Raw genomic sequence first — 25930 nt, forward strand, 5'->3', positions numbered from 1 at the left:
ACCTTATCACACATCTTTTCCGGTCATTTTTCTCTCTCCTAGTGTATCACTATTATTTAGAGATTAAAATAATTGGGTTCAATAATCCTTTACAAATTCGTGTACCAATTACACCTAACATATCCTTAATTCCACTATGCTGGCCGATAGAGGTAAAAACTAACAGGCCCCATACCTTTATTAGTGTAACCACTTCTTCCTAGCAAATAACAAAGCCAAATCTTGCCGAATCTATTCGTACTGCATCGTGACCGTGCCGGCATAATCAGCAACATGTTGTGGCGTTACATGCAATGCTTTCACGTCCAATGTCGACCGCGTCCCAGCAGCCGTAAGGAATTTATCTGCCTTTGCAAATACGAGTCGCCCGAGGAAGCCCAATGCTTTCGTCCGATAATGCATCGGAATCGCAACAGTCGCCTGCAATTGACGCATCACATGGGCGGCTTCCGTCCCATCAAGCGTCATTCTTCCACCAACGGGAATCATAAGGACGTCCACTTTGCCGATTGCCTGAACTTGCTCCTCGCTAAGCAGATGTCCCAAATCCCCGCAATGACAGATCGTCAGACCATCCATTTCGAAGCGAAAAATAATATTGGGACCTCTTTTCTTCCCTTCAACCTTATCGTGGAATGTCTTGAACCCGGTTATACGCACATCCCCGCAGCTATATGACTTGGGTTCATTCACAAGCACATAGTTCCCTGAGGCTGCCTCAATTTTATTGTGATCACCATGATTATGGGTAACGACAACGATATCCGATTCAATCGGAACCGGCATGCGGTAGCCAAGAAATTTATAATAGGGATCGATGAGAGTTCTCGTGCCTACATCTGACGTCAGAAGAAAGGATGAATGACCGAACCATTTGATTTGCATAGGGGAGAGCTCCTTTTCTAACTAGGTTTGGATTGGTTTCAAATGAAGCTTCTTGTATACGTTAAAATAAACCCACACCGCATTCATCAACAACAGCGCGCTGGTAACAATAAATACGTAGCGGCTTCCGAACCAGGCTGCCACTTGGCCGCCAAGGACCGCGCCCCCAAATACGCCCAAATAGCCCGCTGACATCGTAAAACCAAACACTCTGCCCGTTATCGCCGCAGGTGTAATTTTTTTGATCAAAATATTCACTGTAGGCGTCAACCCGGCAGCGGTAAGCCCCAATAAGAATCGCAGAATCATTAACTCCCACGGATTACGGACGAAAGCTTGCGGGATGAAAATAACTCCGGCTGCAATCAGCGAAAACAACATTACTTTATGTGCTCCGATGCGATCAGATAACTTGCCCAGCCGCGGCGCCGCAAAAATATTGGCAAGTCCCGATGCGGAAAATGTAATCCCGGCAATCAATGCAACATGACTGAGATTGTAGGTTAACTGGGTAATATAAACGGTAAGAATCGGTTCCACCGAATATAGGGCAACCGTTAACACGAAGAAGGTCACGAACATCGTGATCGTCAAGCTTTTCTCCGGAATGAGAGCCCACACTTCTTTGGCCTTCTTTACCTGTTTATGCTCGCGTGTAAAGGTTTCTTTTACGAAAAATGCCGTTGTAAGAAAGGCGACAAACATCAGCGCACCTGTGATGAAGAATACATCCTGCATGCCGAAGTTTTCCACCAAGAAACCGCCAATCATAGGTCCAAGCAAAGAGCCGGCAATGTTGGCTGTCGACAGCGTGCCTAAGGCATACCCCGCATGATCTCGGTCGGTCTGCGTTGCAATCAACGTCGTACATGCAGTGCCGTATCCGGTAATAATTCCTTGCAATAATCGTAGTCCTATAAGTACATAAACGTTAGGCGCGAAGCCCATACAGAAGATCACAATCGCCATACCAAGACTCGCTCGCAGCAGCATCGGCTTTCGCCCGAATTTATCCGCAGCTGCTCCCCATATGGGAGAAAATATCGCGGAGATGATGAACGTAACGCCGAAAGCGAAGCCGGAGAATTGTGCGATTTCACTTGCATCATGGACGCCAAGATGCTTGATAAACAGCGGCAATACAGGTGCAATCTGACTCATGCCCACCCCTGTCACAAACATTCCGAACCAGCAGACAATGAGGTTTCTTTTCCATATCGGCATGGGAATTGAACACTTCCATTCTTTATGATAGCATGAAGCGGAGACCTCTCCATTTGATGTTAAACGGAGACCGCTCCGCTTGTCAAGACAGCCTATTTATACGCCGGGAAGTGAACATTATGATGCAAGATTCTCCTATACCAACGCCTCCACCGCGTTCCGAACGCCGCGATGCTGCCGAGAATCGTCAGCGCATCTTGGATGCGGCCATTCGCCTCTTCGACCAGCATGGCGTAGAACAAGTCAGTATGAACCAAATCGCCTCAGAAGCGCAGATCGGTCCGGGCACGCTGTATCGCCGTTATCGCAACAAAGGCGAGCTGTGCCACGATTTGATGAAAGAGAATATAATCCTTCTCTTCGAGAATATCGAAGCGCATTTACTGGATCATCGGACAGCACCGCCGAGCGAACGACTGCAAGGACTGCTGAGCTTATTTATCGGATTCAGGGAGAAGAAATCCCAATTGCTTAAAGGGGTCGAGGACTCCGCTTCCACCAACCGATTCAGATCGCGAACGCAAAGCCCCCTATATGTTGAACTGCATCAGCTGCTTGTCGAACTATTCGACGAAATGGCGGTAACCGATCCATCCCGGCAGCCGAACAGCGTGTTCAAAGCGGACATGCTCCTCATGGCGCTTAGCAGTGAATCGTACTCCTACCAGAAGGAAGAGCGAGGCTACTCGTCAGAGCAGTTTCTGGAACAGATTCGTTTGACCTTCTTACCTCAATCCCGAGCCTGAGCTCAAATTCAAAACGGCAGTCCCAGACGAATGATCGTCTCGGACTGCCGTTTGATGTAGAAAATCGGTTATCCCTGCTCAACCTTCTCGTGCCTCTCCTCGCATGATCGTTTCATCACGCCCCGGAAGCCGACTACCATACGTTCTCGACAGCCGTTTTTGTGTCCATGCTTCATAAACAAACTCTAACGGTTGTCAGCGTGGCTATTTGCTGAAAACAAGCTTGTTTGAAAGTCTAACGGTTGTAACAGACGTTAATTACAGCAGATTGGCTAATTCTCAGTGGAAACCGTTCAAATAAGCGCTGTGGCAACCGTTAGCCTATAAATAGGGTCTATTAAGGCCAAATAAGCACTGTCACAACCGTTAGAGTTGGAATGCGACAAAGCATGCGCTTATTGCGGCAGTACTGCACATTTTTGCTCTCGTGCCGCCGTGCCGAAGCTAATTTCTCGACAAACGAAAGGAGCCCGCTGGGGCTCCTTCTTAAAATGTGCTATTTCACTTGCTTCAAGAATTCCCGCATGAAGCCCGGCAGATCCGGCCAAGCGTGACCCGAAATGATATTGCCGTCTACACAAAGCGTTTCCTTCGCGTAGGTCGCGCCAAGCACCTCCACATCCGGACGACATGCGGAGTAAGCCGTCATGGAGCGGCCTTCGAAATGGCTGCGGTTGTTCACAACGGCCAGAATAAGCGCCGCATGGCAGATCGCCCCAACAGGCTTATTCGCTTCGAAGAAATGGCTCACGATACGAGGCACATTGTCGTCTAAGCGAATATATTCAGGAGCCCTGCCGCCTGGGATAATAAGGCCCGCATATTCAGAAGGATCGACCTCGGAGAATGCGATATGCGAATTCAGCTGATAACCCGGCTTTTCCGTATACGTATCCCAGCCTTCGAAATCGTGGACGACCGTCCGCAGCGTCTTCACGCTTGGAGCAGCGATAACCGCTTCAAACCCTTCCTCCAATACGCGGAAATAAGGATAATACACTTCCAACGACTCAGCGGCATCACCGGTAAGGATAAGAATCTTCTTCGACAACTCGATCACGCTCCATGGACATATTAGAACCCTTATTCATTGTCCATGAAGAGGAAATATCTGTAAAGGGACGTAAATTGCCCTATTTTGTCGAGAGAGGATAAGCATTGGTATGCTCATCCTCTGCTTAGCGTCTTTTCCTTTTCGACTATGGTCTGCTCATATCTCGCTATTTTATCATCCATGCGCTCCAGTACCCGCTTCATCTCTTCCATCTTGGCGCAGAGCTGCTCGCGCTGCTCCATTAGAATTTCTTTTCTGGCACCGACGGTTTCATCGCCTTGCTGAAACAGATTCACATACGCCGTCAAAACCTCAACAGGAAGACCTACCCCTCGCATACATTTGATGTAGTCAACCCACCTGCAGTCTTCCTCGGTATAATCTCGGATACCGCTTTTGTTTCGATTCACGCGCGGGATCAGACCAATGCGTTCGTAATAGCGCAGTGTATCCTGGGACAGAGCGAACTTCTCACTGACTTCTGCAATTAACAAGCTGCTGTCATCTCCTCTTTTAACCACAAAGAACGCCTCATTGAAGAAGAGAAGGCGTTCTTGTGATTAGATTGCGCCAACCACCCGATGAGGAACATAGGGTTCTTCCAGCGACGCAATTTCTTCGGCTGTTAATCGAATCGACAGCGCAGCTACCGGATCCTCAAGATGAGCTAATTTCGTTGCCCCGATAATCGGTGCCGCTACGGGCTGTTTCTGCAATAACCAGGCAAGCGCGATCTGAGCGCGAGGGACGCCGCTTTGTTCGGCGATTGCCGCAACCCGATCGACAATCAAACGGTCTGTGCTTGCAGTCGCATCGTATTTGGATCTCTGAACCTGATCGGTTTCAGAGCGTCGCGTCGTTTCCGACCAATCGCGCGTCAATCTTCCGGATGCAAGCGGACTATAGGGAATCACGCCGATTTTCTCTTCTCTGCAAAGCGGCAGCATCTCCCGCTCTTCTTCACGATACAGAAGGTTCAAATGGTTCTGCATCGATACAAACCGAGTCCACCGATTGGTTTCCGCTACATGTAACGCCTTAAGAAATTGCCAGGCATACATCGCAGAAGCGCCGATATATCTTGCTTTTCCCGCTTTCACAACGTCATGCAGAGCTTCCATCGTCTCTTCAATAGGCGTATTGTAATCCCAGCGGTGAATTTGATACAGGTCCACATAATCCGTTCCCAATCGTTTCAGACTCTTATCGATTTCACTCATAATGGCTTTACGTGAAAGTCCGGCACCATTTGGCCCCTCATGCATGCGAAAATGAACCTTCGTCGCCAGCACAATTTCATCTCGATTGGCATAATCCTTAAGTGCCCGTCCCACAATTTCCTCGCTTGTTCCGTCCGCATATACATTCGCCGTATCGAAAAAATTAATGCCAAGCTCGAGCGCTTTCTTTATAATGGGACGACTGTTCGCTTCATCCAGAATCCACGGATGCGTCCACCGCTCAGCCACCCCAAAGCTCATACAGCCAAGACAAAGCCTCGATATATCCAAACCCGTATGGCCAAGTTTCACATATTCCATTTGATCCACCACTCCCCTAAAATTTGGAGCTCATCGCATGTAGGTTACTCCAGTTGCGCTCCGCCTGTTTTCATCCGATATTATTACACTTGGAGTTAACTCCAAGTCAAGCGATATTTGGCTGTTCTATGTCAGATCGCTTTCAAGAACGGAATAAATCACTTCATTGCACCACTTCTCGTTACACAATCTGGTCTCCCTCAGTAAACCGTCCTTTATCATGCCGGCTCTAATCATGACTTGTTCGGAGAGCTCGTTCTCCGCGTTGGCATAGGCGACTACGCGATGAACATGCAGTTCGTCAAAAGCAAAACCAATGAGCGTTTTTGCCGCATCGGTTGCATAGCCTTTCTTCCAATGATCGGGATGCAGTGCCCACCCGATCTCCCATTCCTGTATTTCTGCCCAGTTTAAGCGAATTCTGACTCTGCCGATAGGACGCAAATCGAATTTATCGCAGAGCAGAAATGCATATACGACACGCGGACTGGCATCCATATCGGCCAAGATCGTTTGAAAATTAGTTTTGATTTGATCAAGCTCCAGACGGTTGCTTTCGTATTTATAAGTAAGACTGTGTTGTTCCAATTCACTGTAAAAAGCAAAATCGTCCGCCGTGTACTCTCTAAGCAACACTTTCTCACCTGTGATTTCCATGATCGTTCCTCCGGGTCCATTGCTGATATAAGGTATTCCACCCTTAAACTGTAACATTATTACAATTTATTGTCAGCGTTACACCAAACTTCTCCGGCTTCTCATTAAGATAAAGAGCGAGACAATCAATACGGCCAGGCAGACCAAATAAACATCGCGTAACCCCGCATACTGAGCAATGATCCCGCCGCCCAAATTGCCCAATAATCTTCCTAGTATGGACCCGTTGTAATACATCGTAGTAGACATGCCCGGTGAATTCGGAAGCAGTTCCGAGAAAAAACTTAGTCCATTGCCCATCACAATGGCCACGAATGACGCTTGTAAAAGCTGTGCCGCAAGGAGCTGCCAGGCATCGTTAGAAAGGCTCAATATGATGTAATACAGGATTGCAATAAAGCAGGCGCTTATCATTAATGAATGGTTCGAAATCTTAGCGCCTAATGCGCCAAGCACGAGCATGATGGGAATCTCCAAGCCGGCACAAATACTCACAACCAGTCCCACGTTTGCATGAGAGCCATGAAGCTCGTTTACAATAAACAAGGGCGTAACGATCCCGTTTATGGCATTAACCGCAAATAATAAAATGAATGCAAGGAGCGGAAGCCATAACTGTCTACGGTTGAGCGAAGCTGCGCCTATATTGGATTTCTTTTTTTGAAGGACGCTTCTGTTAGGCAGAAAGAACCCCACCAGAGAAGCGATTATAAGGAAAATAGCGGAAGTCCCCAGAAAAAGTCCTTTGTATCCGACAACTCCTAAAATTACGGTTCCCACTAACGGTCCGATCAGGAATCCGAGTGATACAAGCGAACGTAAAGTAGACATCGCAAACGTCTTGTCTTCGAAGCTGCTCTCATTCGCCGATTCTTGAGCGTAAGCATAAATTTGCGGCATGGCAGCGGCCCCTAAGCCGCTAAAGAAACTAACGATGATAAGTAAAAGAATGAAGTTATCCAACCATAAATAAGAGAGATACCCCAATGCGGAAGAAACCGCGGCTAGGATGATAATGCCTTTCCGGTCCAGCTTATGGTCCGAGTATTTACCAATGAACGAGTTTGCTGCAACGCCGCTTAACGAACTCACGCCCGTCAATACGCCGAAGAAACCTGCACTCATTCCCAATTCTTCTGTACAATACAGAGCTAAGTATGGCAGTGTAATCGATATTCCGATGCCGACCATCAGCACACAAATGACAAATAATCCATATCCCTTGATTGCATGTAAACTTTTAAGTCGCGTGTACAAGCCTTATCCTCCTTATCAATCCCTCTGACCTCTAAATTATTATGAAGCATTGAGATTCGGGCCGTTATCCCATTCATCTCGAATCATTGCCTATTCCTTTCACCATGGCGTCAACTCACCACAAAAAAACCTTCCATTATCACATGGAAGGTTTCGATTAATGCCCATTTATGTTTTCAAACGTTTTATATCTTGCCTTGGAGGAAAACCAAACATGCGGGAGTATTCGCGACTGAATTGCGAAGGGCTTTCATAACCTACTCGAAATGCCACATCCGTGGCATCAGCCGATTCCGTTAATAGCAGTCGCCTGGCTTCTTGAAGTCTCACATGTTTTTGAAATTGAATCGGGCTCATGGCCGTTACGTCTTTAAAATGCCGATGAAACGAAGACACACTCATATTCGCGATTTCGGCAAGCTCCTCAATTCGGAAGGCACGATCATATTGAACCATAATTTGATCAATCGCATCTTTGATTTGGACAGTCGAGCTTCCTTCCATGGCGATTTGCCCGAGGACAACTCCATTCTCACCTTGCAGAACTTTATAGATAATTTCCTTCGTAAATAATGGGGCCAGAACGGGAATATCTTTGGGTTGATCTAACAAACGAGCTAATCTGGTGATGGCATCCAACAGTGATGTTTCCATCTGACTGACAAACATAGCTCTCTTTGCATGCTCGATGGAGTTAACTTGAATATCGGATTCACGTAAAACCTCTAAGATTTGACTCGGCGTAAACTCAAGCTTGAAACCCAAATAGGGAGCATCCGGAGTGGCTTCTGTAACTTGCGTAGTAACCGGCAAGTGAACGGATACAACCAGATAATCGGATGGAGAATACCTATAGCGGTCTTGTCCAAGATATACTTCCTTCGCACCTTGTACCACCATGCATAAGGAGGGTTTATAAACGCCATGCTTCGACTCAAATGCATGCGAGAGACGCATGAAATACAATGAAGGAACAGCAGTCGGGTGAACACCATCCGTCACAGCGTAGCGTTCAATAATTTGGGTGAGTTCTTGCTGTTGTATAGTCATATGTTGAGACATTGAATCCCCCCGTTCGAACATTTCTATAGCTCGATTATAATCCATCTTCAATTGCTGCATAAGTGGTGGCGAGAGGATTAGGCAATGATTCGAGACGATTGGGATAACGGCTCCTTAACAACTGCTGCATAATAAGGGAAACGAGCTTTTAAACAGGAGGAGCATCCATGCAAAATGTTATTTTAAATAATGGCGTTAAGATGCCTATACTTGGTTTCGGCGTTTTTCAGATCGCAGATCCGAATGTGTGCGAACAAAGCGTTTATGACGCTATTATGGCAGGCTATCGGTTGATTGATACAGCTGCCTCTTACTTAAATGAAGAAGCGGTAGGCAGAGGGATTAGGCGGAGCGGCACGGCCAGAGAAGATTTATTCATCACTACGAAGCTTTGGGTTCAGGATACCGGTTACGAGCGCACGATCCAAGCCTTCGACAAATCGTTGAAACGATTGCAGCTAGAGTACTTGGATTTGTATTTAATTCATCAGCCGTACGGCGATGTGTATGGATCTTGGCGTGCAATGGAGCAACTCTATCGTGAAGGAAAAGTACGTGCGATCGGCGTCAGCAATTTCCACATGGACCGTCTGATCGATCTGATCCTTCATAATGAAGTCGTTCCTGCCGTAAACCAAGTCGAAACGCATCCATTCCATCAACAGCTGGACAGCGCGAAGTTCATGGCAGAGAACCATGTTCAGATTCAATCTTGGGCGCCTTTTGCCGAAGGAAAAAACAACTTGTTCCAGCATGCGGAACTGGCAGCCATAGCTGAGAAGTATGATAAATCCGTCGCTCAGGTGGTTTTACGTTGGCTGATTCAAAGAGAAGTCGTTGTCATTCCAAAGTCTGTTCGTCCAGATAGAATGGTCGAGAACATCAGCATCTTTGATTTTGAGTTAAGTCAGGAGGATATGGAGTCGATTGCTGCGCTAGATACGAAGCAGAGCCTGTTCTTCTCTCATCGCGATCCCGAAATGGTGAAATGGCTCGGTACGAGAAAACTCGATATCTAACCCGCTTTCGTCTCATGTTGCTTGACTTTGCTGCTTTCCAAAAAGTCCAAGTTCGGTAAGGAAGGCTTCCTTCGCTCGCTGGTTATACCCTTGTCCAAAATAAGGGGCTCCAATCCAAGTGGCTAAGAAGCCTGTTTGGTTAACAATATCATAGAGATCAATCGTGCCAATGGGATGCCCCACCTCATCAAGGATCGTTCTGGAGATACAAGTCCCCCGTTCTTCTTCACCGATCAATTGTTTGGTTACGAATAAATATTCTTCATAACATTGGCATTTATAGCGAACGTAAGGGAAAACGGCAGGGTCCATCATGAGGTTATACAGGGAATGGCATTCGTGCAAATCGCGTTTTTTTAACATCGTATCTCTACCACCCAGTCCTAGTTGTTCGCCATATCAGACAAACTAAGTATATATAAGGACTTCGGGGATTTTATTAAATCTACATTTTGTTTATGTGAAAATTATGCGCCGCGTTTGTTATACAATAGAAGCAGAATGAGGCACGATACCCAGGCACTACGGAGGTCGATTTCATGCAAACGATTCGAACGATGTTCGCGCATATGGATTGGGCGAACCGCCAGCTGCTCGAGGCGCTGCAAGCCGCGCCGAAGGATGAAGCTAGTAAAGCAACGCTTCTGTTTCTGCATGTGCTCCAAGCGGAGCGCATCTGGCTGACTCGGCTGCGAGGCGAGAGCAGCGAAGTTATCCGGCTGTGGGTAGACGATACGGATTCGCTCGACTGCGCAGCGTTGATCGAAGCGAACGGAAGTGGATTTCAGGCTTGGCTTAATGCCTTGCCCGAAGAGGAACTAGACCAACCGGTCGCTTACCGCAGCCAAGCCGGGGCACCGTTCGAGACGTCGACTCGGGATATTTTGATCCACGTCGCCTTGCACGGTCAGTACCACCGCGGCCAGATCAACACGCTGCTCCGCCAGAGCGGGGCTGAACCGAAGCCTCTGGATTACATCCTATACGCGCGACTTGGCGGGGGCTGATAGTCAGCTCCGGTTAGCATAAGAAGGGCTGCCGAATGGCAGCCCTTCTTAGTTGCTCAAAACATGAAATCGATGGCCATGCCGATCCATTTGTTCAAATCAAGAGGCCGATGCACAATCACGCTCCCCCATAAGATGCAGCCGATTGTCGTAATCGCGACGAACACCGTCTTTTCTTTCCGGCCGATATGCTCTGCTTTCATAATGATGAACCCGGCGATTAGGAACGCGATATACAGTAAAATCAGCCAGGTCATATGGCCGCCTCCTTCGTAATTGCGTTCCCTTTGCGAAGCCAAGCGGCGACGAGGAACAATAAGGGAAAACCGACTCCAAACGGAACGTAATAGACAAACAAATAGTTCTGGACCCATTCCGCATTCTCGACGATATTCGCGAAAAACAAAGCGTAGGCCGAGATGACCCATACGAGCGGGTAAGCGACAATAGCTCTGTTCTCTATTGTAAACAGCTGGCAGATCGCCGTAACGGCGAAATAGAATAACACGCTGAGCTTCAGAAACACGAGCAGAAGAGCATTCACGGATATGATCGCTTCGAGATGCTCGACGAAATTAGAGAATTGCATTTCGCGGAAGATGATATAGATGGGGTATGCCAAGTGTGACCCCCGGTAAACGCCGAGAATCCCGACGGTAAAGAAAATGCCAAGTGCAAGCTGGAAACCCATGAAGGCGATCCCTCCAAGAAAGGCGATATTGAGCCTTTTGCGTACCAACGGGAATGCCATCATAAACGCGACGGTCTCCATGAAAGGAAAGCCGAGCGCGTATTTCGTCTCTGCTAAGGTCGGCAAAAATTCAAAAGTGCCCGGATAGTCAAAGTTTCGCCAGTCCCACTCTCTAAGCATGACGGTAAATGGCGTCCAGTACGCGATCATTAGAATGGGGAGAATGACTACGCTCACCATAGAGATCGTATCGATTCCTTTGATCACCGCATAGGCACATACAAGCAGCGCCAGGATGTTAAACACACTGATCGGGGTTCTTGGCATCAGGTTAACCTGCATGTAGTCGCTCATATTTCGCGTCACCCAAGCCGCCATTTGAACGAAGAACACGATATAACATAGGGCTACGAAGCCTCCCACGTATTTACCGAGCGCCTTTTGGGAGATTTGGACAAGGGACAACCCGGGGTATCGGCTTGCCACATACAGCCAGAACGCTCCTGCGACAACGCCAAACAGCGTGCTCCACAGTTGAACGAGCCATCCGAGCTGCCGAGCTGCGGAAATAAGTCCGACGGGCAGCAAGATGAACGACGTCCCCGCGACGAACGCGGCAGTCATTGCGAATAGTTGCCACCCGCCCAGTTGTAGTGGTTTTTCCAATGCCATCTCTCCTTATTGGTAAGGGGTTCTCGTGTTGCCGAACACGGCTGCTTTGGAGCTCACCTCGAACGAAACGTCGAAATCGCGCCACTTACCGCGTCCTTGTTTCGTATCCCCGATGCCAAGCAGATCCCAGTCTTTTTCTCGCGCGAGCCGGACGAATTGGTCCGACTGCTCCTTTAAGGTCCTGTTGAAAGCCTGCTCGATTTCGTGCGTATTCTGAAGAGTGAGGGGGCTCATTTGCTGATTGTATAAGATCCGAAGGTTAACGTGGATGGTGATATGAAGCCTGGACGGTCCCCATTTTCGTTTGACTTGGATGTTCCTCGTCTCCAAATCTACATGGACGCCGTTTACTTTGATGCTTTCCAAGCACCTGCGGGCGTCGCCGTTCAGAACGTAATACATTTTTTTCGTGTGCTGATCGATTTCTCCCACCATTTTTGCTCGAACGAACACCGCGCCACCCAAGATTTGATAGCCTGTTTCCGTCGCCTTTATGGTCTCCACGCGATCCGATTCGGCGACCGGACTGCTTCCGTAGTAATGAAGGATCGGAATGATCGTCGGACGGCTCAACGGAATCCCCTTCACGATATCCTCCAATTGAGTCAGTTTCTTGGTCATCCCGAATGTACTCGCTTGCCAATCCATCAACAACCGGAGATTACGCCCAGGCACCCGGTCAAGAGGCGTGAAATTTTCCATCACATTCTGAATGGGCGCATCCGTTACGACGGCATATACATTGGTTCGACGCTCCGTATTCAGTTCCAAATAATTGATTAATTCGAGCAGCCCCTCCCTTGCGAACCGTTCGGTGAATACATAGCATTGCATGTGGGCGGTGAATAGCATCCGAGACATGATCGTGCCTGTCTTCTCGGTTAACAGGCCGGGGTTTTGTTCCGACACTACATAGGTATAGACGGACGCTTTGGCAGGCCCGGATTGCCGGGGGGAGATGCCGGTCGGATTGATGACTTGGTAATAAGCCGTAATCCGTTTGGTTTTGGGATCGATGTCCGCAGCGGTCATATCCACCAAGGCCAGATGATTGATCTCCCTCATATCCCAACAACCCGTGCACATTAGCAGCAGAGCGGCAACCTGTAAGCATTTGATTATCATAAGATCACCTTCTGGTCTTTCCCTGTTGAAACATTTTCGGACGACTCTTCAGAAGCGGCCGGGGAACCCGTACGAACGTATCCTTCCAATCGGGCAGGTACATAGGCGCGAATGGCGCGAAATACCGGACGCCGAACGAACGAAGGGAAGCAAGATGAACCAGCAGAAAAAATACGCCGCACATAAGCCCGAACAGCCCCATCGTACCGGCAAGGATCATGAATGCAAATTGAATGATCCGCTGCGTGATCCCAAAGCTGTACATGGGCGATACGAAATTGGATATCGCGGTGATCGAGACGACAATGACCATGGCCGCGGAGACAATACCCGCTTCCACTGCCGCTTGTCCAAGCACAAGCGCTCCGACAATGGAGATCGCCTGACCGGCAATCCGCGGCATCCTTAGCCCCGCCTCCCGCAACACTTCGAACGTGACCATCATCATGATCGCTTCGATGAAAGCCGGAAAAGGCACCCCTTCCCGTTGGGCGGCTAAGTTGACCAAGAGCGGGTCCGGTAACAATTCCTGATGATAGCTGACGACCGAAATATACAGTGCGGGAACGAAAATGGCGAGGAAAAAGGCCGCAAACCGAAGCCAGCGCAGCAGTGTCGCGATATCGGCGCGCTGATAATAGTCTTCCGGCGCGGAGAACAGCTGGAAGAAAGTCAAAGGTCCCGCCAGCACGATCGGCGTACCGTCGGTTAAGACCGCCACTTGACCCTCCAGCAATTTCGCGGAGATCGCATCCGGTCGTTCCGTTGCAATTAATTGCGGGAATGGTGTCAGCGCCTTGTCTTGGATCCACTCCTCGATATAGGCGCTCTCCAAAATGCTGTCTGTATGAATAGCCTGCAGCCGCGTGCGGAATTCATCCACTAATTTCACCGAGGCTATCCCTCTCATATAGGCCAGACAAACCATCGTTTTCGTTTCCGTTCCAATGACCATGGATTCGAATACGAGTTTATCGCTTTTCACCCTCTTACGGATAAGGGACAGATTGCGGATCAAATCCTCCACGAACCCTTCTCTCGGCCCGCGGATCGTCGATTCCGTGCTGGGTTCCTCAACGCTGCGTTGTTCCCGTTTGCAAACATCCATTGCAAGTGCTTGATTCTTCCCTGGGACAAGAATGAGGCAATGTCCGCCCAGTAGCGCTTCCACGCACTCTTCCAGTCCGTCCGTTTCCTTCATTTGACCATGGGAAATGCTCATCTTCAACCAGGCAACAGGCTCTATCTCGAGATGTTCGTTATCCATCGCCTGCGTAGCGTGAAGGAGCGGACGAATAATCGCTTCGTCTACCTGATTTTGATCAGCCAGCGAGGTAAGAAAAAGACAGGATACCTCGAACCCCGCCTTTGTCCGCAGATGGCGGCGCACAACGTCCGGAGAGATTCCCAGCCGTTCCGTTATCCGATCCGCAAGATCCTGATTTTGCTCCGTCATGGAAACGTTCCCCTCCTGCAATTGCTCCAGTCAGGTTGTCCAGAAAGCGGGATATTCATTCCTTATTTTGGAGAGTCGGCGTTTTGCCGGACAGCAGTCTTGGTCAATCATTGCACGCGATTAACCTTTTAGGAATGCAACAGGCCACCAATATGAATTGGTGGCCTGTTGCATGTTTCGAGAAACTTGGCATTCCACTCTAACGGTTGTGACAGTGGTTATTTTGCATAATTTCACCCATTTTATAGGCAAACGGTTGCCACAGCGCTTATTTGAACGATTCCCACTGGAATCGACCAATCTGCTGCAAATAACGTCTGTCACAACCGTTAGAATTTCAAAAAGACATATTGTCAACAAATAGCCACGCTGACAACCGTTAAAGTTCGGGCAGCCTATAAAGCCCACCAAAATTAATCGGTGGGCTTTTATTTCTATAGCTTTTTCTGAATCATAGTAATAAATGATGTTGAGCCTTTTATGAATTCGGATTCCCGGCAGAATCCGAATTTTTCATATAGATGTATGGCTCGTTTATTAAACGTTGCCACCGTCAGTCGTTTGGGGAGACTTCCGTAGGATTTCTCCATAGAGCTAAGAACAAAACTTAGAAACGAAGTTCCTTTTCCCTGCCCCGTATAATCAGGTCTCATTCCTATTCCTAAGTCTGTAAACGCAGGCGAATAAGTATAGCTATCATTTGGAACTTGTGCGGAGATTCCAACACAAAAGAATCCGATTAATCCTTGGTTACGATCACATACAGCAAAATAGGAACCGGATAGAAATTCATCCAGCGACTCAGAGCTCAGCTCATTATTGTAGAAATCATATGGAGGACCATACTTCCAATCTAATATATCTCTGGCGACATCCGCATTTATTTCGCCAATGTAAAGCAACATGATGCCCCCAGTCCATATTCATCTGCCTCTAACATAATCAATTCAATTCGCTACTCACTCGACTCAATCGTTCATATAAAGTCTTCAAGCTTTCGTCTACAGTCTGATGAGCCGTGTCAATCACGATGTGATCCCGATCCCAAACCTCGTACTGTCGATTCTTGACCTGCTCCCACTTCGGTTGAACAAAGCCGGGAATATCCACTGAACGCGTTTCGATTCGATGCTTGTGTTCACGTTCATCGGAGCAGATCACTTCAATGTCCAGAAACGGAGTTTCAATAGACTCCGCGACATTGCGCCAAGCATCGCGCGTGATTTGGATGGGATTAACTGTATCTGCGATCACGTCTAGGCCCAATCGGAGATTCTGCAACGCAATCGCATAACACACCATGTAACCCTCAGGTCCGTCTACCCTCATTCCAGTATCCCGCATAGCCTGCTCCACCACATCAACCCGGAGATACGTAGCCCGTAGTTCTCTAGCAAGCGCTGATGATAACGCGGATTTTCCGGTACCTGGCAACCCGCTAAATATATAAAGCATAAACTCAAACTCCTTCGAAATCATGAAATGCGTGCATACCTCGATATTAACTAATAGAACAGCTCCTGAATTGCGCAAGGAAATAAACGACCATTCCCCAAGTGACTACCTCCGAATCCATTCCCTAATTAGCTAACCGCCGTGGTAGCTATAGTAATCCTGTGCATGCACCGCTTGGAACCCGACCGATTCATACAGCCTTAGCGCATGGTCATTCTTCGTTTCGACTTCTAAGTGTATCGAGCAGCCGGCAGCGCTTTGCTCTTGAATGACTCGACGCAGCACTTTCCTGCCAATCCCTCTACCTTGGTGCTCAGGCAAAATGGCAAATCCATAAATCCACGCTTGCCCTTCTTCGCGACTCACCCGGATCTTTCCTACCGTCTCTTCGTTCACGTCAATCATGAACACATCGGTGTTCCCCGCATAAACGTGACTTGCCATCGCTCGGGCATCCGCTTCGTCATCTCCGAACGCCAGAACGGATATGCGTACGCGCATTTCGTAATCTTCCTGCGTTGCCGGCCTCAGCATGATGCCGTCCGTTTCGCCAAGGGGGCTTTCCTGCCACTCCATTTGATGCTCCGAGAATGCATACTCGGCGCCTTGTTTCCTCACGAAAGCTTTGGCCGCCTCTGATCCCGCAGGCGCATTCAACAAGATTCTCTTGAATCCATTCTGCCTGACTTTCTCCATCGCCTGCCGGAATAAGCGGCGGAAATGCCCTTTCCGTCGTTCACCGGGTTTCACCATGCCGCATACTTCGACCGTTGAGCCAAAAGCATACAAGCCTATAAAAGCTATAAGTTGTTCATTTTCATAATGAAACAAGCTGAGTTGGTCGGCATCGCGTTCTCTAAGCATTTCCCAGTTGAGCTTCAGCTGTACATGATCATGGGCTTCACACTCGATCTGCAATTGTTCGATAGCCAGTAATTGTCCGGTCGTTAACATGTTGTCTCCTTTATCTATCCGCAGGTTTGCTCGATATCACTTACTCAAGTTTAGAAGAAAGTCTCGCGTCGATTGATAGGCATCGTTCCATCCCATTTTTGCATAGAACCGAAGTCCATCCATGCCTTTAAAATAATACGCCCCCATCAATCTCTCCTTGAAATCCGGAATCAGGATCCCGGCTTGCTCTTGGTAAGCTTGATAAGCTTCTACCACTTCCAGACCCGACATGTGTCTGTCTAGAATTGCGAGATCTACCAGAAAATCGCCATATGCGCAGTTGCCGTCTATGATCCCGGTGATGCGCTTGCCGTCCGATAAAATATTCCACTGGTGAACATCCCCATGGATAAAATGCCGATGAGGCTCATTGTAGACCGAATACGTCATCAACCTGCTGTAGCATTCGTTGAACACATCTTTCTCCAAGCAGGTCGTTTGAAAGAGGTCATACCAGTTCTCCCAGAAGTTCCCCGTTTGATCCTCCGCGAACACATGGACCAGATAGTCCTTCCACGTGTTATAAGTACCATCTCCGGTCGGTTTGATCCACCCATAGCCGGTTGTTAAGCCTAGCTCGACATGGTTAATGCGAGTCAAAATCCGTGTCAGCTCCGGAAGCTGGAAGAGCTGTTGCTCTCTGGTGCAATCCGCGAGATTGCCGCCTTCGATCTGCTCAATGATCACGTATCCCAGATGCCTAACCTTCCCTTGCCCAAGAAACCTTGGGAAAGGGATTCCCTGGCTGGTTAGCAAGTTCGAAATATAGCGGTCCGTTTCATAAGCCCCTGCCATGTCGCTGAATTTAATGACATGTCCCTTTCCTTCATGAATGAAAGAGTATACACTGCTCAAGTTGCCGCCTGACATAGGCGTGATCTCCCTCACGCCTGATCCCATCTGCCCTCGCAATACTTCCTCTATCTCGGCGGTAGCCAGAGTTGGCTTTTCGTATGCAGTCACGTTACAACCCCCTCTAAAGTAAAGGTAGCAAATCCCTCCGATCTGCTGCCTCTTCTACCTCTCACTATCTCTTAATCTGCTCCAAAATAGTCGGATCCTTCAGCTTGCGGTCCTCGGCAAGCAGCAGCACCTTCGACATGATCTCCGCTGTCCTCGGATCCTCATCGACGAAGGGCAAGAAGATCCTGCCGCGATGCTGTGCATGCACCGGTAAGATATGCAAGCTTCCGCTCGCCATTTGATGCACCATGCCACTGCCCAGATGAACGGTATATTCGCCCAAGCTTCCTTTGATATGCGCATGGGAGCCCTTGATCTCGACATTGTCCAGCTTCAGAATCGGAATCAGCTCGCGTACCATAGCCGCCCGCATTTCCACGGTAGATAGGCTCGCTTCCGGATCCACGCCGCCGATGTGAGCCACACTCACAACCAGATCAACGTCGCGCATCACCTCAGAGAAAATGACCTTCGGAATTTCAGCCAGCTGCATGGGCTCGCCTGTTTTCCGCTTGTAGAACGCTACCGTTTCAATCGTCGGCGCTTCTACCTCGGCCGGTGAGAACCAATCTGCCATGGCATACAGGGTCACTACAATATTTTGCTTATGGTACACCTTCTGCAAGCCCTCTTCATAGCTCGCCGTCCATTGTCGGGATTTCAGCAGCGAAGCGGCTTTTCTTGGCTGGATTTGGTGCCCGTCATAACGTCTGGAACGAACCCCCTCCAGCAGCTCATCCTCATTCGGACGGTACAGCTCGCGAAACACTTGCTTGAAGGGCTGCACGATTTGCTGTTCAATCACAACCTTCTGATAAGCAGCCCATTCTCCGCTCTCGTGCAAATGAACCGGGTGCGCGATCAGTACTTCCTCCGCAGCATTCAATGAAATGACATGCCCGCTCATATCCCGCAGTTTCCCTTGCTCGAAGAATCCGATCGCATTCGCAGACTTAAACAAGAGATCCTTCAACAGCGGCTCTATCACTTTGTTGGTTTGGATGAGACTCAGCTCTTCCGCGGTGAACGCCTCTTCCAGCACCATCGCTCGCTCCAGCGCGGAACGGGCGCGTTTATGCTGATCCCTCAACGAGGTTTGCAATTCTTTCAACCCGGCAAGCGTCTCATCATTTTTGAGTTTCGACGGAATCGTCTTCACCGGCTTGCCGTCCTTCGTAATGGTTACCGAAGCTTTGCCCCTCTCATCCATCACAAGACAAGCTTCCCACTCTTGTATCGTAACCGGCTCGAAGCTGGCCGCAATTTGCTTGAATTTCTCCGCTTCCACGTTCCATGTCATGCGAATAACATCGGAATAACCGGCATTGCGCGCCAAATTATCCAGCGCAATACTTACGACCTTCGACTCGCTGTCTCGCCGCAGTGCGCCGAACTGCTTGCTCTCTTTGGCAAACCGCTGCAGCACCTCGTACCGGTGGATAAGCTCCGCCTTCCGATTATCTGTCATGAACGGAATCAAGCCGTAGCACAGCACATGGTTCTTATTTCGTTTGCTCGACAGCTCGCTCTCGATAACTCCCGCATCCAACCTGCCAAGAACAGCATCGCAAAATAACTGAGACCGCTTATGATTCGCCCCTTCGGCTATATATTTGGCGCTGTCATAGACAAGCTGGAAGCGCTGTTCCCCTAGGGTCTCGTACGCCTCGAAGAACCAATTGATATCGAAGGCTCCTTCATTAAAATCAATCGACGAGATCGGCGAATACCGCGCGACCATCGTTTCTTTGTCCGTGGAGAAATGCTGATTCACATGCGCGTGGAAATACCAGCAAGCAGCGGCCAATCCTTCCCAGCCTAAGTAGTCGGCGATAATTTCCACCCATTGAGGGGCATACATGGCCGCTTCTATCAGTCTGGTCTCTGAAATATCGCGTCCCTCCAGCAGCCCTCTCAAGGTATTGGCATCGTCGCCCTGCTTCGGATAGCAGCACTTCAGCAGATGGCTGATCATATCCTTCTTCGTTTGCCCGCTTCCCCAACTATAGAAATACCCGCGTGCCAGTTTCTCCTTGTTCCCTAAACTGAGCAGGCAGCCGACGAAATACTGCATGCCCTCGTATTTATTAATCCGCTGGGCCAGATAGCTGACTGCCGTGTCGCTGTCCCCGCGCTGCAGCTCGATTTCAACGATCCGCTCTACCGCCAATCTGCCGATTAGCTCCGCCCCGGGATATAGAAGCAGCTGTTCGCGATGATGTCGATGCTCGTTCGTAATGGTGTTGATATGATCGGGACTGCTCTTCCTACCCAGCAGCTCCTTATACAATTCATTGGCGGTAATGAATCCGGATTCATAGGCTTTTGCAAAAGGAACTAACCCCAACTGCTCCAACTGATCACCCAAGCGTGCATAACGGTACAGCAACGTAAATCCTGCCCTGAACATGTCTTCCTCTTCGTTATACACGCCGGCCATTGAGGAATACCAGAACGACACTTCCTCCGTCTTCATAATCTCAGCGAAACTCAAGACCTGCACCATGTAGGGCAGCTGAATCTCCAGACTTGGATGCTGCTTGACGAACTCGCTTTGTTGATCGATCAGAATGCCTTCATACAACGCAAGCGACGCATTGTACGTCAGCGCGAACCGTTCCCGCGAATCGCACTCATTGAACATCACTCTAAGAAGGCTGTGGATGAGGCGCCCATACGGCATTTCCTCCAGCCACTTGCCTACTTCACTCATGACGGATGGCGAGAGCATCTGAAGGACATGCGAGATTTGAAAATGGGACGAAAAGTCGTGCAAAGTCATCCGATATCTTCTGGAGCAGACATCGTAATAGAAGAGCAGCTCCAGGATGCGTTTCGTATCCAGCCCCTTGTCCCGTGCGAAGCTGCGCCAAACATCTGCGAGCGGATAATCATTTAATCCGGCAGGTCCCTGATTATGGGCGTTCACCAGAGCACGCATGCCCCACTGTTGCGTGCCGAGTACGATTTTGCCGCGGCTGCCATCATACTCCTCGATCTCATATTCATAATCCCGATGCTCATGAATGAGATCGCTCCAGCTCTGCAGCACGGATTGAATCTCTTCGGCGCTTGAAGTCAAGATATCCTGAAGTGAAGCCCCCTGCCAAGGCCTTAGCTCAGGCAGCTGCTGGTGCTGCTGCGGGTCATAAAGTCCAAAACCATTCTCCGGACTATATTCCACCTCAACCGTCCCCGTAATGCGCTCAATCAGAACAAGCTCCCTCGATGAACGCTTAATCGCATCGTTGTCTTTCAACAACGCGGCGCATTGCTCATAAACAGGCCGTCTCTGCTCATCTTCCTTCAAATTCAGAACCATATCGAGTCCGCCCAGGCGCTTATCCTCTTTCTTGTCCGACAGCAGACGCTCGATGGTATGCTTCAGCTGTTCCGGCTCCTGCTTGAGCAGCAATTGAATAGCCGCTTTTCGCAGGTCGCCAGCTTTGTACTGAAGTAATCCTTCTACCCAGACATATTCCTCGTCGCTCAGCCGCAAGTTCTCGACACCGCGCTGCGCGGTCTGACGAACTTCCGCTCCCTTATCGCCTAACGCCTCAATTAACGCTTGACGCTGCTTCTCGCTCCGCGGGTTCTCAAGGCAGATATGAACGAGCGTGGAACGCGTATCTACATTCATTTTGTCCCGGTAATCGAGCATGACATCGAACATCTCTTGATCGTTGTGAATATAAGCAACAATTAGCATAAGGCCGCATAGTTGATCGGCTGACACGGTCCGGCTGAAGGACAGAGCACTGTTTGAATAGCTGACTTCCTTCTTCGGCATCCGATCGAGGATATACTTCAATTGATCAAACAACGATCTGTCGGTAACGACATACATTGCGAAATCCTCGGGTTCGAGCTGACGATGGTTCAAGCTGTAGCTTGAGACCTCGCTGAATAAATTGGGCAGTACCCAAGCAACAACCTCCAAATCGGGAATTTCCAGAAAAGCTGCGGCGATTCGGTGTTGAAATGCAGCAAACTGAGTTTGCGCTACGAATTGCAGAGCCGTAATTTGCTTGTATTTGGAGCCGGATTGCTTCAGCGCCATGATTGTCGCTTCGGTATCCATCAATTCATCAACGGCTGTCGCCCACAAACCGATGTACAGCAGCTGGCTGTCTTCACTCTTCAGACATTCATGAAGAACTGCCTCGTTCGTCAAACAATCGTAAGCGGCCTTCAGACATTTCTTGATGACGGCCGGCTTTTGCGCTTCCAGTGCTAAACCTGTCCACACATCGAACGCGCGAATAATGGAGGAGAACCGGCTTAAATCATGCTCGATAATCAAACCCAGTATGTAGCTAAATCCTTCTCTGCTTGCCTCGTCCATACATTCCGTGATCGTCTGGCGCAAACCCTCTTGCAGCTTGGCGGCGAGCAGCAATTCACCTATGATGCCGTGCGCTTCCGGATTACGGCTCATGAGCAATCCTTTGATGATGTTGCGGGTAACGACAGCCGTATTGTTGTCGCTATATATGATTCCTTTCAGTTGCCGCAGCAGTGCGGCATTTCCTCCATCAATCTCCAGCGCAATATAGTTATGCAGATACGGATAGTCTGCCGTCTCCGAATCAACTACCGCCTCTTCCAGCTGAGAGGTAGAATAGCCCATCGCAACAAAACGCAGCGCATAACCTAACCGATCCAAATTCGACTCGAGATAGATGTCCCATGCGCGGTTCGTCCTGAATGATCGTCTGAGATAACCCATCGAGAACGGATACAGCGCGCAGCGGTCCCATGTTTTCTTAAAACTTGCTGCATTTGCATCACCTAGCAGAAAACGCAGTACTTCAAATTGATCGCCTGAGAACACATCCGCCATCTCGGTGTGCGACTCAGACAACAATACTTTTCTCAGCTTGGTGTACTTATCGAATGATACATACTCGCTTCTATAACAATCCATAATGACGGTTGCCATCTCACGTAGTGAAGCAGGCAGACTATTCAAGTCATCCCGCTTCTGAGCCACATAGTCCTTCACTTGCTCTATTCGATCTTTGGTCCATTGCATCGTTCCCGCTCCCCCTCACTACCACATTCGTCCAGCAAGCATCGTTAATCGGATAAACATTACTCGGTCATTGTCTTGCAGCTCAATACGTTCATCTAGATTCTCGATCTCACGATCATTAATAAATACTTTGTAGAGACCGTCCTCGTAGCTGAGACAAGCATTCTCTATGGCCCCCACTACGTCTTGCCGATTAGGGTTATACCTCGCACCGAATCCAACCTTGCCGGACTCCAGCTGATCCGCGATTTGGTCCTCCGTCAACGCCGTCAGTACCTTTGATTGAGCAGCATCGCCGCTGTTATACCGCTCTACCTCGAGCGTTACGATCAGCGTAATCAGCTCTTCCAGCGTTGACGGCGAATGAGGCAATGGCATGGCCATTTCACCAAGGATTGGTTTGCGTTTTCCGATTTGCTTTACCAGTATGAGTATTTGCATCACATTGCCCCAGTCTCATTTTTCGTAAAATAGGCCTTCTATTTATTTCGCAGCGTTCGGAGGTTTTCCTCTCCCATGAACGGTATGGACTACTTCAAATGCCTGATTGTCCGCCATTCTCCTTACGAGTATCGGCTTCAGAATCCTAGGTCCGTATTCCAATTAGGTGCTTTCTCCTGCCCCGCTCTAGTGCCAATCACCTGATTTCGCTAATGTTCCGTTTCGAGGCGGTTAAGTATAGTAAGATATAGGAAATGATAGAGATTCTGAACACGAAAGGAAGTATGCGCTTTGAACAAAGAATCGAAAAGAAGCGATTTGCAGCCCAGAGCCGCTCGTACGAAGAAGAAGAAAAGCACTCTGCTAATGGTCCAGGCAACAGCCGGCATCCTACTGATTAGCGGAATCCTGTATAGCATATATGCAGCACAATCCGGATCCGATCCGAAGCAAGCGGCGACAGGGAATGATCCCGTAGGCATGCAGGTGATCAAGACCGAATCTTCAACGAAGAACGACGGAGACAAGGTTGTTCATGAGTTAGCGCCTGCTCCGGGGAAATCTTCCGGCACTACCGCAACTGCAAAGCCGGAAACTTCGGTCAAGGATGATCAAGAAACTGCCGTGAAGCCTGTTGTCACGCCGGACAAACCATCCGTTTCGAAGCCGGAGATTAAGGTCGTGCAAGCCGGTAAACCGGTTAGTAAGCCTTCATCGAGCACAGCTTCTAAGCCTGCCGTAAAATACCCGATGACCTATGTTCTCAAAGAAGGAGACACGCTTTCCACGATATCGATGAAATTCTACCATTCCAAGCAGTACGTTGCCCGCCTGGCGGAGTACAACCATATTGTGTTTATCAATGATATGGTCGCAGGGGATGTCATCAAGATTCCGGCTCTATCATCTTCTGCCGGATCGTCGGCTGCCAAGCCGCAGAACATGGACTACTCCAAAGTCACACTACCGGCGACTTATCTGGTTCGCACAGGCGATACCTTGTCTACTATTTCTCTGCAATTCTACCAAACGAAGAAAAACGTAGCGTTGATCGTGAAGCAAAATAAGCTGGATCCTGACAAGAATTTGATTGCGGGAAGTTCGTTAATTATTCCGGCGGTTCCTGTCGTGAAGCCGATTGCCAATCATACGGTGAAGCAAGGCGAGACGCTCTCCAGCATTTCACGGAAACACTACGGATCCACCAAATACGCCGTAAACATCGCGCAGACCAATCATCTGAAGAACAACGACGATATTAAAGCCGGCGATGTGTTGAAAATTCCTTATCTTAAAGTTTAAACGTAAGAGCTGCCGCTATTATACGGGCAGCTCTTTCTTATGTTCAGAAACGCCATTACTCTTCGTCATCTTCATCATCATCCGCATCCGAGAACAACTCATCCAGAACCGTCCTTCTATTCTCAAGAAACCGCCTTGTGACGATGTAATGGAGCGTATCCTCATACCTGATTTCCTCAATGGGATGTACATCGAAGTTCACGATCTGCGCATCCGGGTAGCCGAGAAGGATCGGGGAGTGCGTCGCGATTATGAACTGCGCATCCTCTTCCAAATCCTTAATGACTCGCATTAGGGCCAGCTGCCTTGCAGGCGATAATGCTGCCTCGGGCTCATCGAGCAGATAGATCGCCTTCTTGCCAAACCGATGCCGGAACAGTGACAGGAACGCTTCGCCATGGGATTGCTTATGTAAAGAGCGGCCTCCGTAAGCACCTAAACCATCCGGCATCGTATCAATATGGGAGGCGAAGTGATAGAACGTTTCTGCTCGCAAGAAGAACCCATTCGTAATCTTCGGCATCCACGACAATCGAATATGCTCTCCAAGAATGGAATGCGCAGCATCCACATCATAGTTATTGTTCCGTCCACCACCGGCCGTGTTAAATCCACATTGAAACGCGATCGCTTCCAGAAGCGTCGATTTTCCCGAACCATTTTCCCCTACCAGAAAGGTCACGTTTGTCCGGAAAGACAATGACTTCAAATACTTCAAAGCCGGTATCGAGAACGGATAGCGTTTCGGATCTGTTTCTTCATTCCTTATCAGCTCGAGACTGCGCAGATACATCGAATTCAACTCCAATCATTACTTCGTTCACAGAAAGCTAGTGCTGCCGCCAGCTCGCCTCCCGCTCTATCCGCTCCAAGAACGTTCGTACTTCGCCTCGCGTCTTTAGCACAATAATGGTTTTTTCAGTCGACAATTCCATAAGCTGCTTCATAATCTTCGGCCTATGTTTGCTTGGATACGCCCAAACCCATCTCATAAAATCGAGGGTAATTCTCTCTTCACAGCCTTCTGCCATGTCTATCCGCTTCGTATGTCGGTGCCGGAATCTTCTTTTTAGTACCCGATAAAGACAGATCCACCTGGACAGGTCCACAAAAATGATAGTGTCTGCCGCCTTTATTCGCCTATCCAACGTGCCTCCATAATTCCCGTCGATAATCCACCTGTCGCGACTGATCAGCTCATCTTGAATCGTTATTTGCTCCGCTTTAGGGACAGCAACCCAGTCCGGTCTCCATAACCGTGCATCCAGATGATGAACCTCGATGGACAGAAGCTCCCCCAGCTTGCGAGCTAACGTGGATTTCCCGGAACCGCCGGAGCCGATTAATATCATTTTCTTCATGTTACCCTCCACCAAAACGTGCA

The 25930-nt window shown here is 49.0% G+C and carries 24 protein-coding genes and 1 pseudogene; 4 read left to right on the top strand and 21 right to left on the bottom strand.

The features are described from left to right. Positions 1–231: 231 nt before the first annotated feature. Together BM412_RS20825 and BM412_RS20830 are read right to left on the bottom strand one after the other, a co-directional pair. Positions 232–885, bottom strand: coding sequence for an MBL fold metallo-hydrolase (locus BM412_RS20825; protein ID WP_091222653.1), 654 nt, complete (start codon positions 883–885; stop codon positions 232–234). Between the two features lie 21 nt (positions 886–906). Continuing rightward, positions 907–2109: a multidrug efflux MFS transporter gene (locus BM412_RS20830; RefSeq protein WP_091222656.1), complete on the bottom strand. Its 1203-nt coding sequence runs from the start codon at positions 2107–2109 to the stop codon at positions 907–909. A 119-nt stretch (positions 2110–2228) separates the two neighbouring features. Here BM412_RS20830 and BM412_RS20835 point away from each other — a divergent pair, with 119 nt between their 5' ends. Further along, positions 2229–2855: a TetR/AcrR family transcriptional regulator gene (locus BM412_RS20835; RefSeq protein WP_256256477.1), complete on the top strand. Its 627-nt coding sequence runs from the start codon at positions 2229–2231 to the stop codon at positions 2853–2855. A gap of 496 nt (positions 2856–3351) precedes the next feature. On the opposite strand, the gene BM412_RS20840 is transcribed toward BM412_RS20835, so the two are convergent. The 6 genes from BM412_RS20840 to BM412_RS20865 form a co-directional block, all read right to left on the bottom strand. Then, on the bottom strand, positions 3352–3906 hold the full coding sequence (locus BM412_RS20840) for a DJ-1/PfpI family protein (protein ID WP_091222659.1): 555 nt from the start codon (positions 3904–3906) through the stop codon (positions 3352–3354). A 116-nt stretch (positions 3907–4022) separates the two neighbouring features. Beyond that, a complete protein-coding gene (locus BM412_RS20845; protein ID WP_091222662.1) occupies positions 4023–4403 on the bottom strand; it encodes a MerR family transcriptional regulator in 381 nt (126 codons plus the stop codon). A gap of 66 nt (positions 4404–4469) precedes the next feature. Continuing rightward, positions 4470–5450 (bottom strand): aldo/keto reductase, encoded by a 981-nt coding sequence (locus tag BM412_RS20850; RefSeq protein ID WP_091222664.1) that lies wholly within the window; start codon positions 5448–5450, stop codon positions 4470–4472. 126 nt (positions 5451–5576) lie between these two features. Beyond that, entirely contained in the window at positions 5577–6107 is a 531-nt protein-coding gene (locus BM412_RS20855) for a GNAT family N-acetyltransferase (protein WP_177245968.1), read from the bottom strand. 78 nt (positions 6108–6185) lie between these two features. After that, on the bottom strand, positions 6186–7364 hold the full coding sequence (locus tag BM412_RS20860) for a sugar efflux transporter (protein ID WP_091222669.1): 1179 nt from the start codon (positions 7362–7364) through the stop codon (positions 6186–6188). A 168-nt stretch (positions 7365–7532) separates the two neighbouring features. Continuing rightward, positions 7533–8426: an AraC family transcriptional regulator gene (locus BM412_RS20865; protein WP_091222671.1), complete on the bottom strand. Its 894-nt coding sequence runs from the start codon at positions 8424–8426 to the stop codon at positions 7533–7535. A gap of 167 nt (positions 8427–8593) precedes the next feature. On the opposite strand from BM412_RS20865, the gene BM412_RS20870 reads away from it, so the two are divergent. After that, entirely contained in the window at positions 8594–9445 is an 852-nt protein-coding gene (locus BM412_RS20870) for an aldo/keto reductase (RefSeq protein ID WP_091222673.1), read from the top strand. A 48-nt stretch (positions 9446–9493) separates the two neighbouring features. Here the strand turns inward: BM412_RS20870 and BM412_RS20875 are convergent. Next, positions 9494–9808, bottom strand: a pseudogene (locus BM412_RS20875) (GNAT family N-acetyltransferase); the annotation flags it as partial. 176 nt (positions 9809–9984) lie between these two features. Between BM412_RS20875 and BM412_RS20880 the strand changes: the two are divergent. Then, positions 9985–10452: a DinB family protein gene (locus BM412_RS20880; protein ID WP_091222676.1), complete on the top strand. Its 468-nt coding sequence runs from the start codon at positions 9985–9987 to the stop codon at positions 10450–10452. A gap of 56 nt (positions 10453–10508) precedes the next feature. On the opposite strand, the gene BM412_RS20885 is transcribed toward BM412_RS20880, so the two are convergent. From BM412_RS20885 to BM412_RS20930, 10 genes are all read right to left on the bottom strand, one after another. Continuing rightward, positions 10509–10709: a hypothetical protein gene (locus BM412_RS20885; RefSeq protein WP_091222679.1), complete on the bottom strand. Its 201-nt coding sequence runs from the start codon at positions 10707–10709 to the stop codon at positions 10509–10511. Continuing rightward, the gene (locus tag BM412_RS20890) at positions 10706–11809 is read right to left on the bottom strand and encodes a GerAB/ArcD/ProY family transporter (RefSeq protein ID WP_177245969.1); all 1104 of its coding nucleotides are present in this window, start codon (positions 11807–11809) and stop codon (positions 10706–10708) included. Before BM412_RS20890 ends, BM412_RS20885 begins: the two co-directional genes overlap by 4 nt. Before the next feature lie 12 nt (positions 11810–11821). Next, a complete protein-coding gene (locus tag BM412_RS20895) occupies positions 11822–12940 on the bottom strand; it encodes a Ger(x)C family spore germination protein (protein ID WP_091222686.1) in 1119 nt (372 codons plus the stop codon). 4 nt (positions 12941–12944) lie between these two features. Continuing rightward, on the bottom strand, positions 12945–14396 hold the full coding sequence (locus BM412_RS20900) for a spore germination protein (RefSeq protein ID WP_091222688.1): 1452 nt from the start codon (positions 14394–14396) through the stop codon (positions 12945–12947). A 434-nt stretch (positions 14397–14830) separates the two neighbouring features. Beyond that, positions 14831–15301: a GNAT family N-acetyltransferase gene (locus BM412_RS20905; protein WP_091222690.1), complete on the bottom strand. Its 471-nt coding sequence runs from the start codon at positions 15299–15301 to the stop codon at positions 14831–14833. Positions 15302–15338: 37 nt separating this feature from the next. Then, entirely contained in the window at positions 15339–15851 is a 513-nt protein-coding gene (locus BM412_RS20910; protein WP_091222693.1) for a P-loop nucleotide/nucleoside kinase family protein, read from the bottom strand. Between the two features lie 132 nt (positions 15852–15983). Further along, complete coding sequence (locus BM412_RS20915) at positions 15984–16805, bottom strand: GNAT family N-acetyltransferase (protein ID WP_091222697.1); 822 nt, start codon at positions 16803–16805, stop codon at positions 15984–15986. 36 nt (positions 16806–16841) lie between these two features. After that, positions 16842–17768, bottom strand: a complete 927-nt coding sequence (locus BM412_RS20920) for a phosphotransferase family protein (protein ID WP_091222700.1) — start codon at positions 17766–17768, stop codon at positions 16842–16844. A gap of 64 nt (positions 17769–17832) precedes the next feature. Next, on the bottom strand, positions 17833–22803 hold the full coding sequence (locus BM412_RS20925) for a DUF4132 domain-containing protein (protein WP_091222704.1): 4971 nt from the start codon (positions 22801–22803) through the stop codon (positions 17833–17835). An 18-nt stretch (positions 22804–22821) separates the two neighbouring features. Then, a complete protein-coding gene (locus tag BM412_RS20930) occupies positions 22822–23187 on the bottom strand; it encodes a ubiquitin family protein (protein WP_143111671.1) in 366 nt (121 codons plus the stop codon). Between the two features lie 348 nt (positions 23188–23535). Between BM412_RS20930 and BM412_RS20935 the strand changes: the two genes are divergently transcribed. Beyond that, a complete protein-coding gene (locus tag BM412_RS20935) occupies positions 23536–24546 on the top strand; it encodes a LysM peptidoglycan-binding domain-containing protein (RefSeq protein ID WP_091222709.1) in 1011 nt (336 codons plus the stop codon). Positions 24547–24601: 55 nt separating this feature from the next. On the opposite strand, the gene BM412_RS20940 is transcribed toward BM412_RS20935, so the two are convergent. Together BM412_RS20940 and BM412_RS20945 are read right to left on the bottom strand one after the other, a co-directional pair. Further along, on the bottom strand, positions 24602–25339 hold the full coding sequence (locus BM412_RS20940; RefSeq protein ID WP_091222712.1) for an AAA family ATPase: 738 nt from the start codon (positions 25337–25339) through the stop codon (positions 24602–24604). Between the two features lie 37 nt (positions 25340–25376). Continuing rightward, positions 25377–25907 carry a DNA topology modulation protein gene (locus BM412_RS20945; RefSeq protein WP_091222714.1) on the bottom strand — a complete coding sequence of 177 codons (531 nt, stop codon included), beginning with the start codon at positions 25905–25907 and terminating at the stop codon, positions 25377–25379. Positions 25908–25930 lie beyond the last annotated feature (23 nt).

The sequence above is a fragment of the Paenibacillus sp. BC26 genome, from assembly GCF_900116125.1.
Lineage (GTDB): Bacteria > Bacillota > Bacilli > Paenibacillales > Paenibacillaceae > Paenibacillus_Z > Paenibacillus_Z lignilyticus.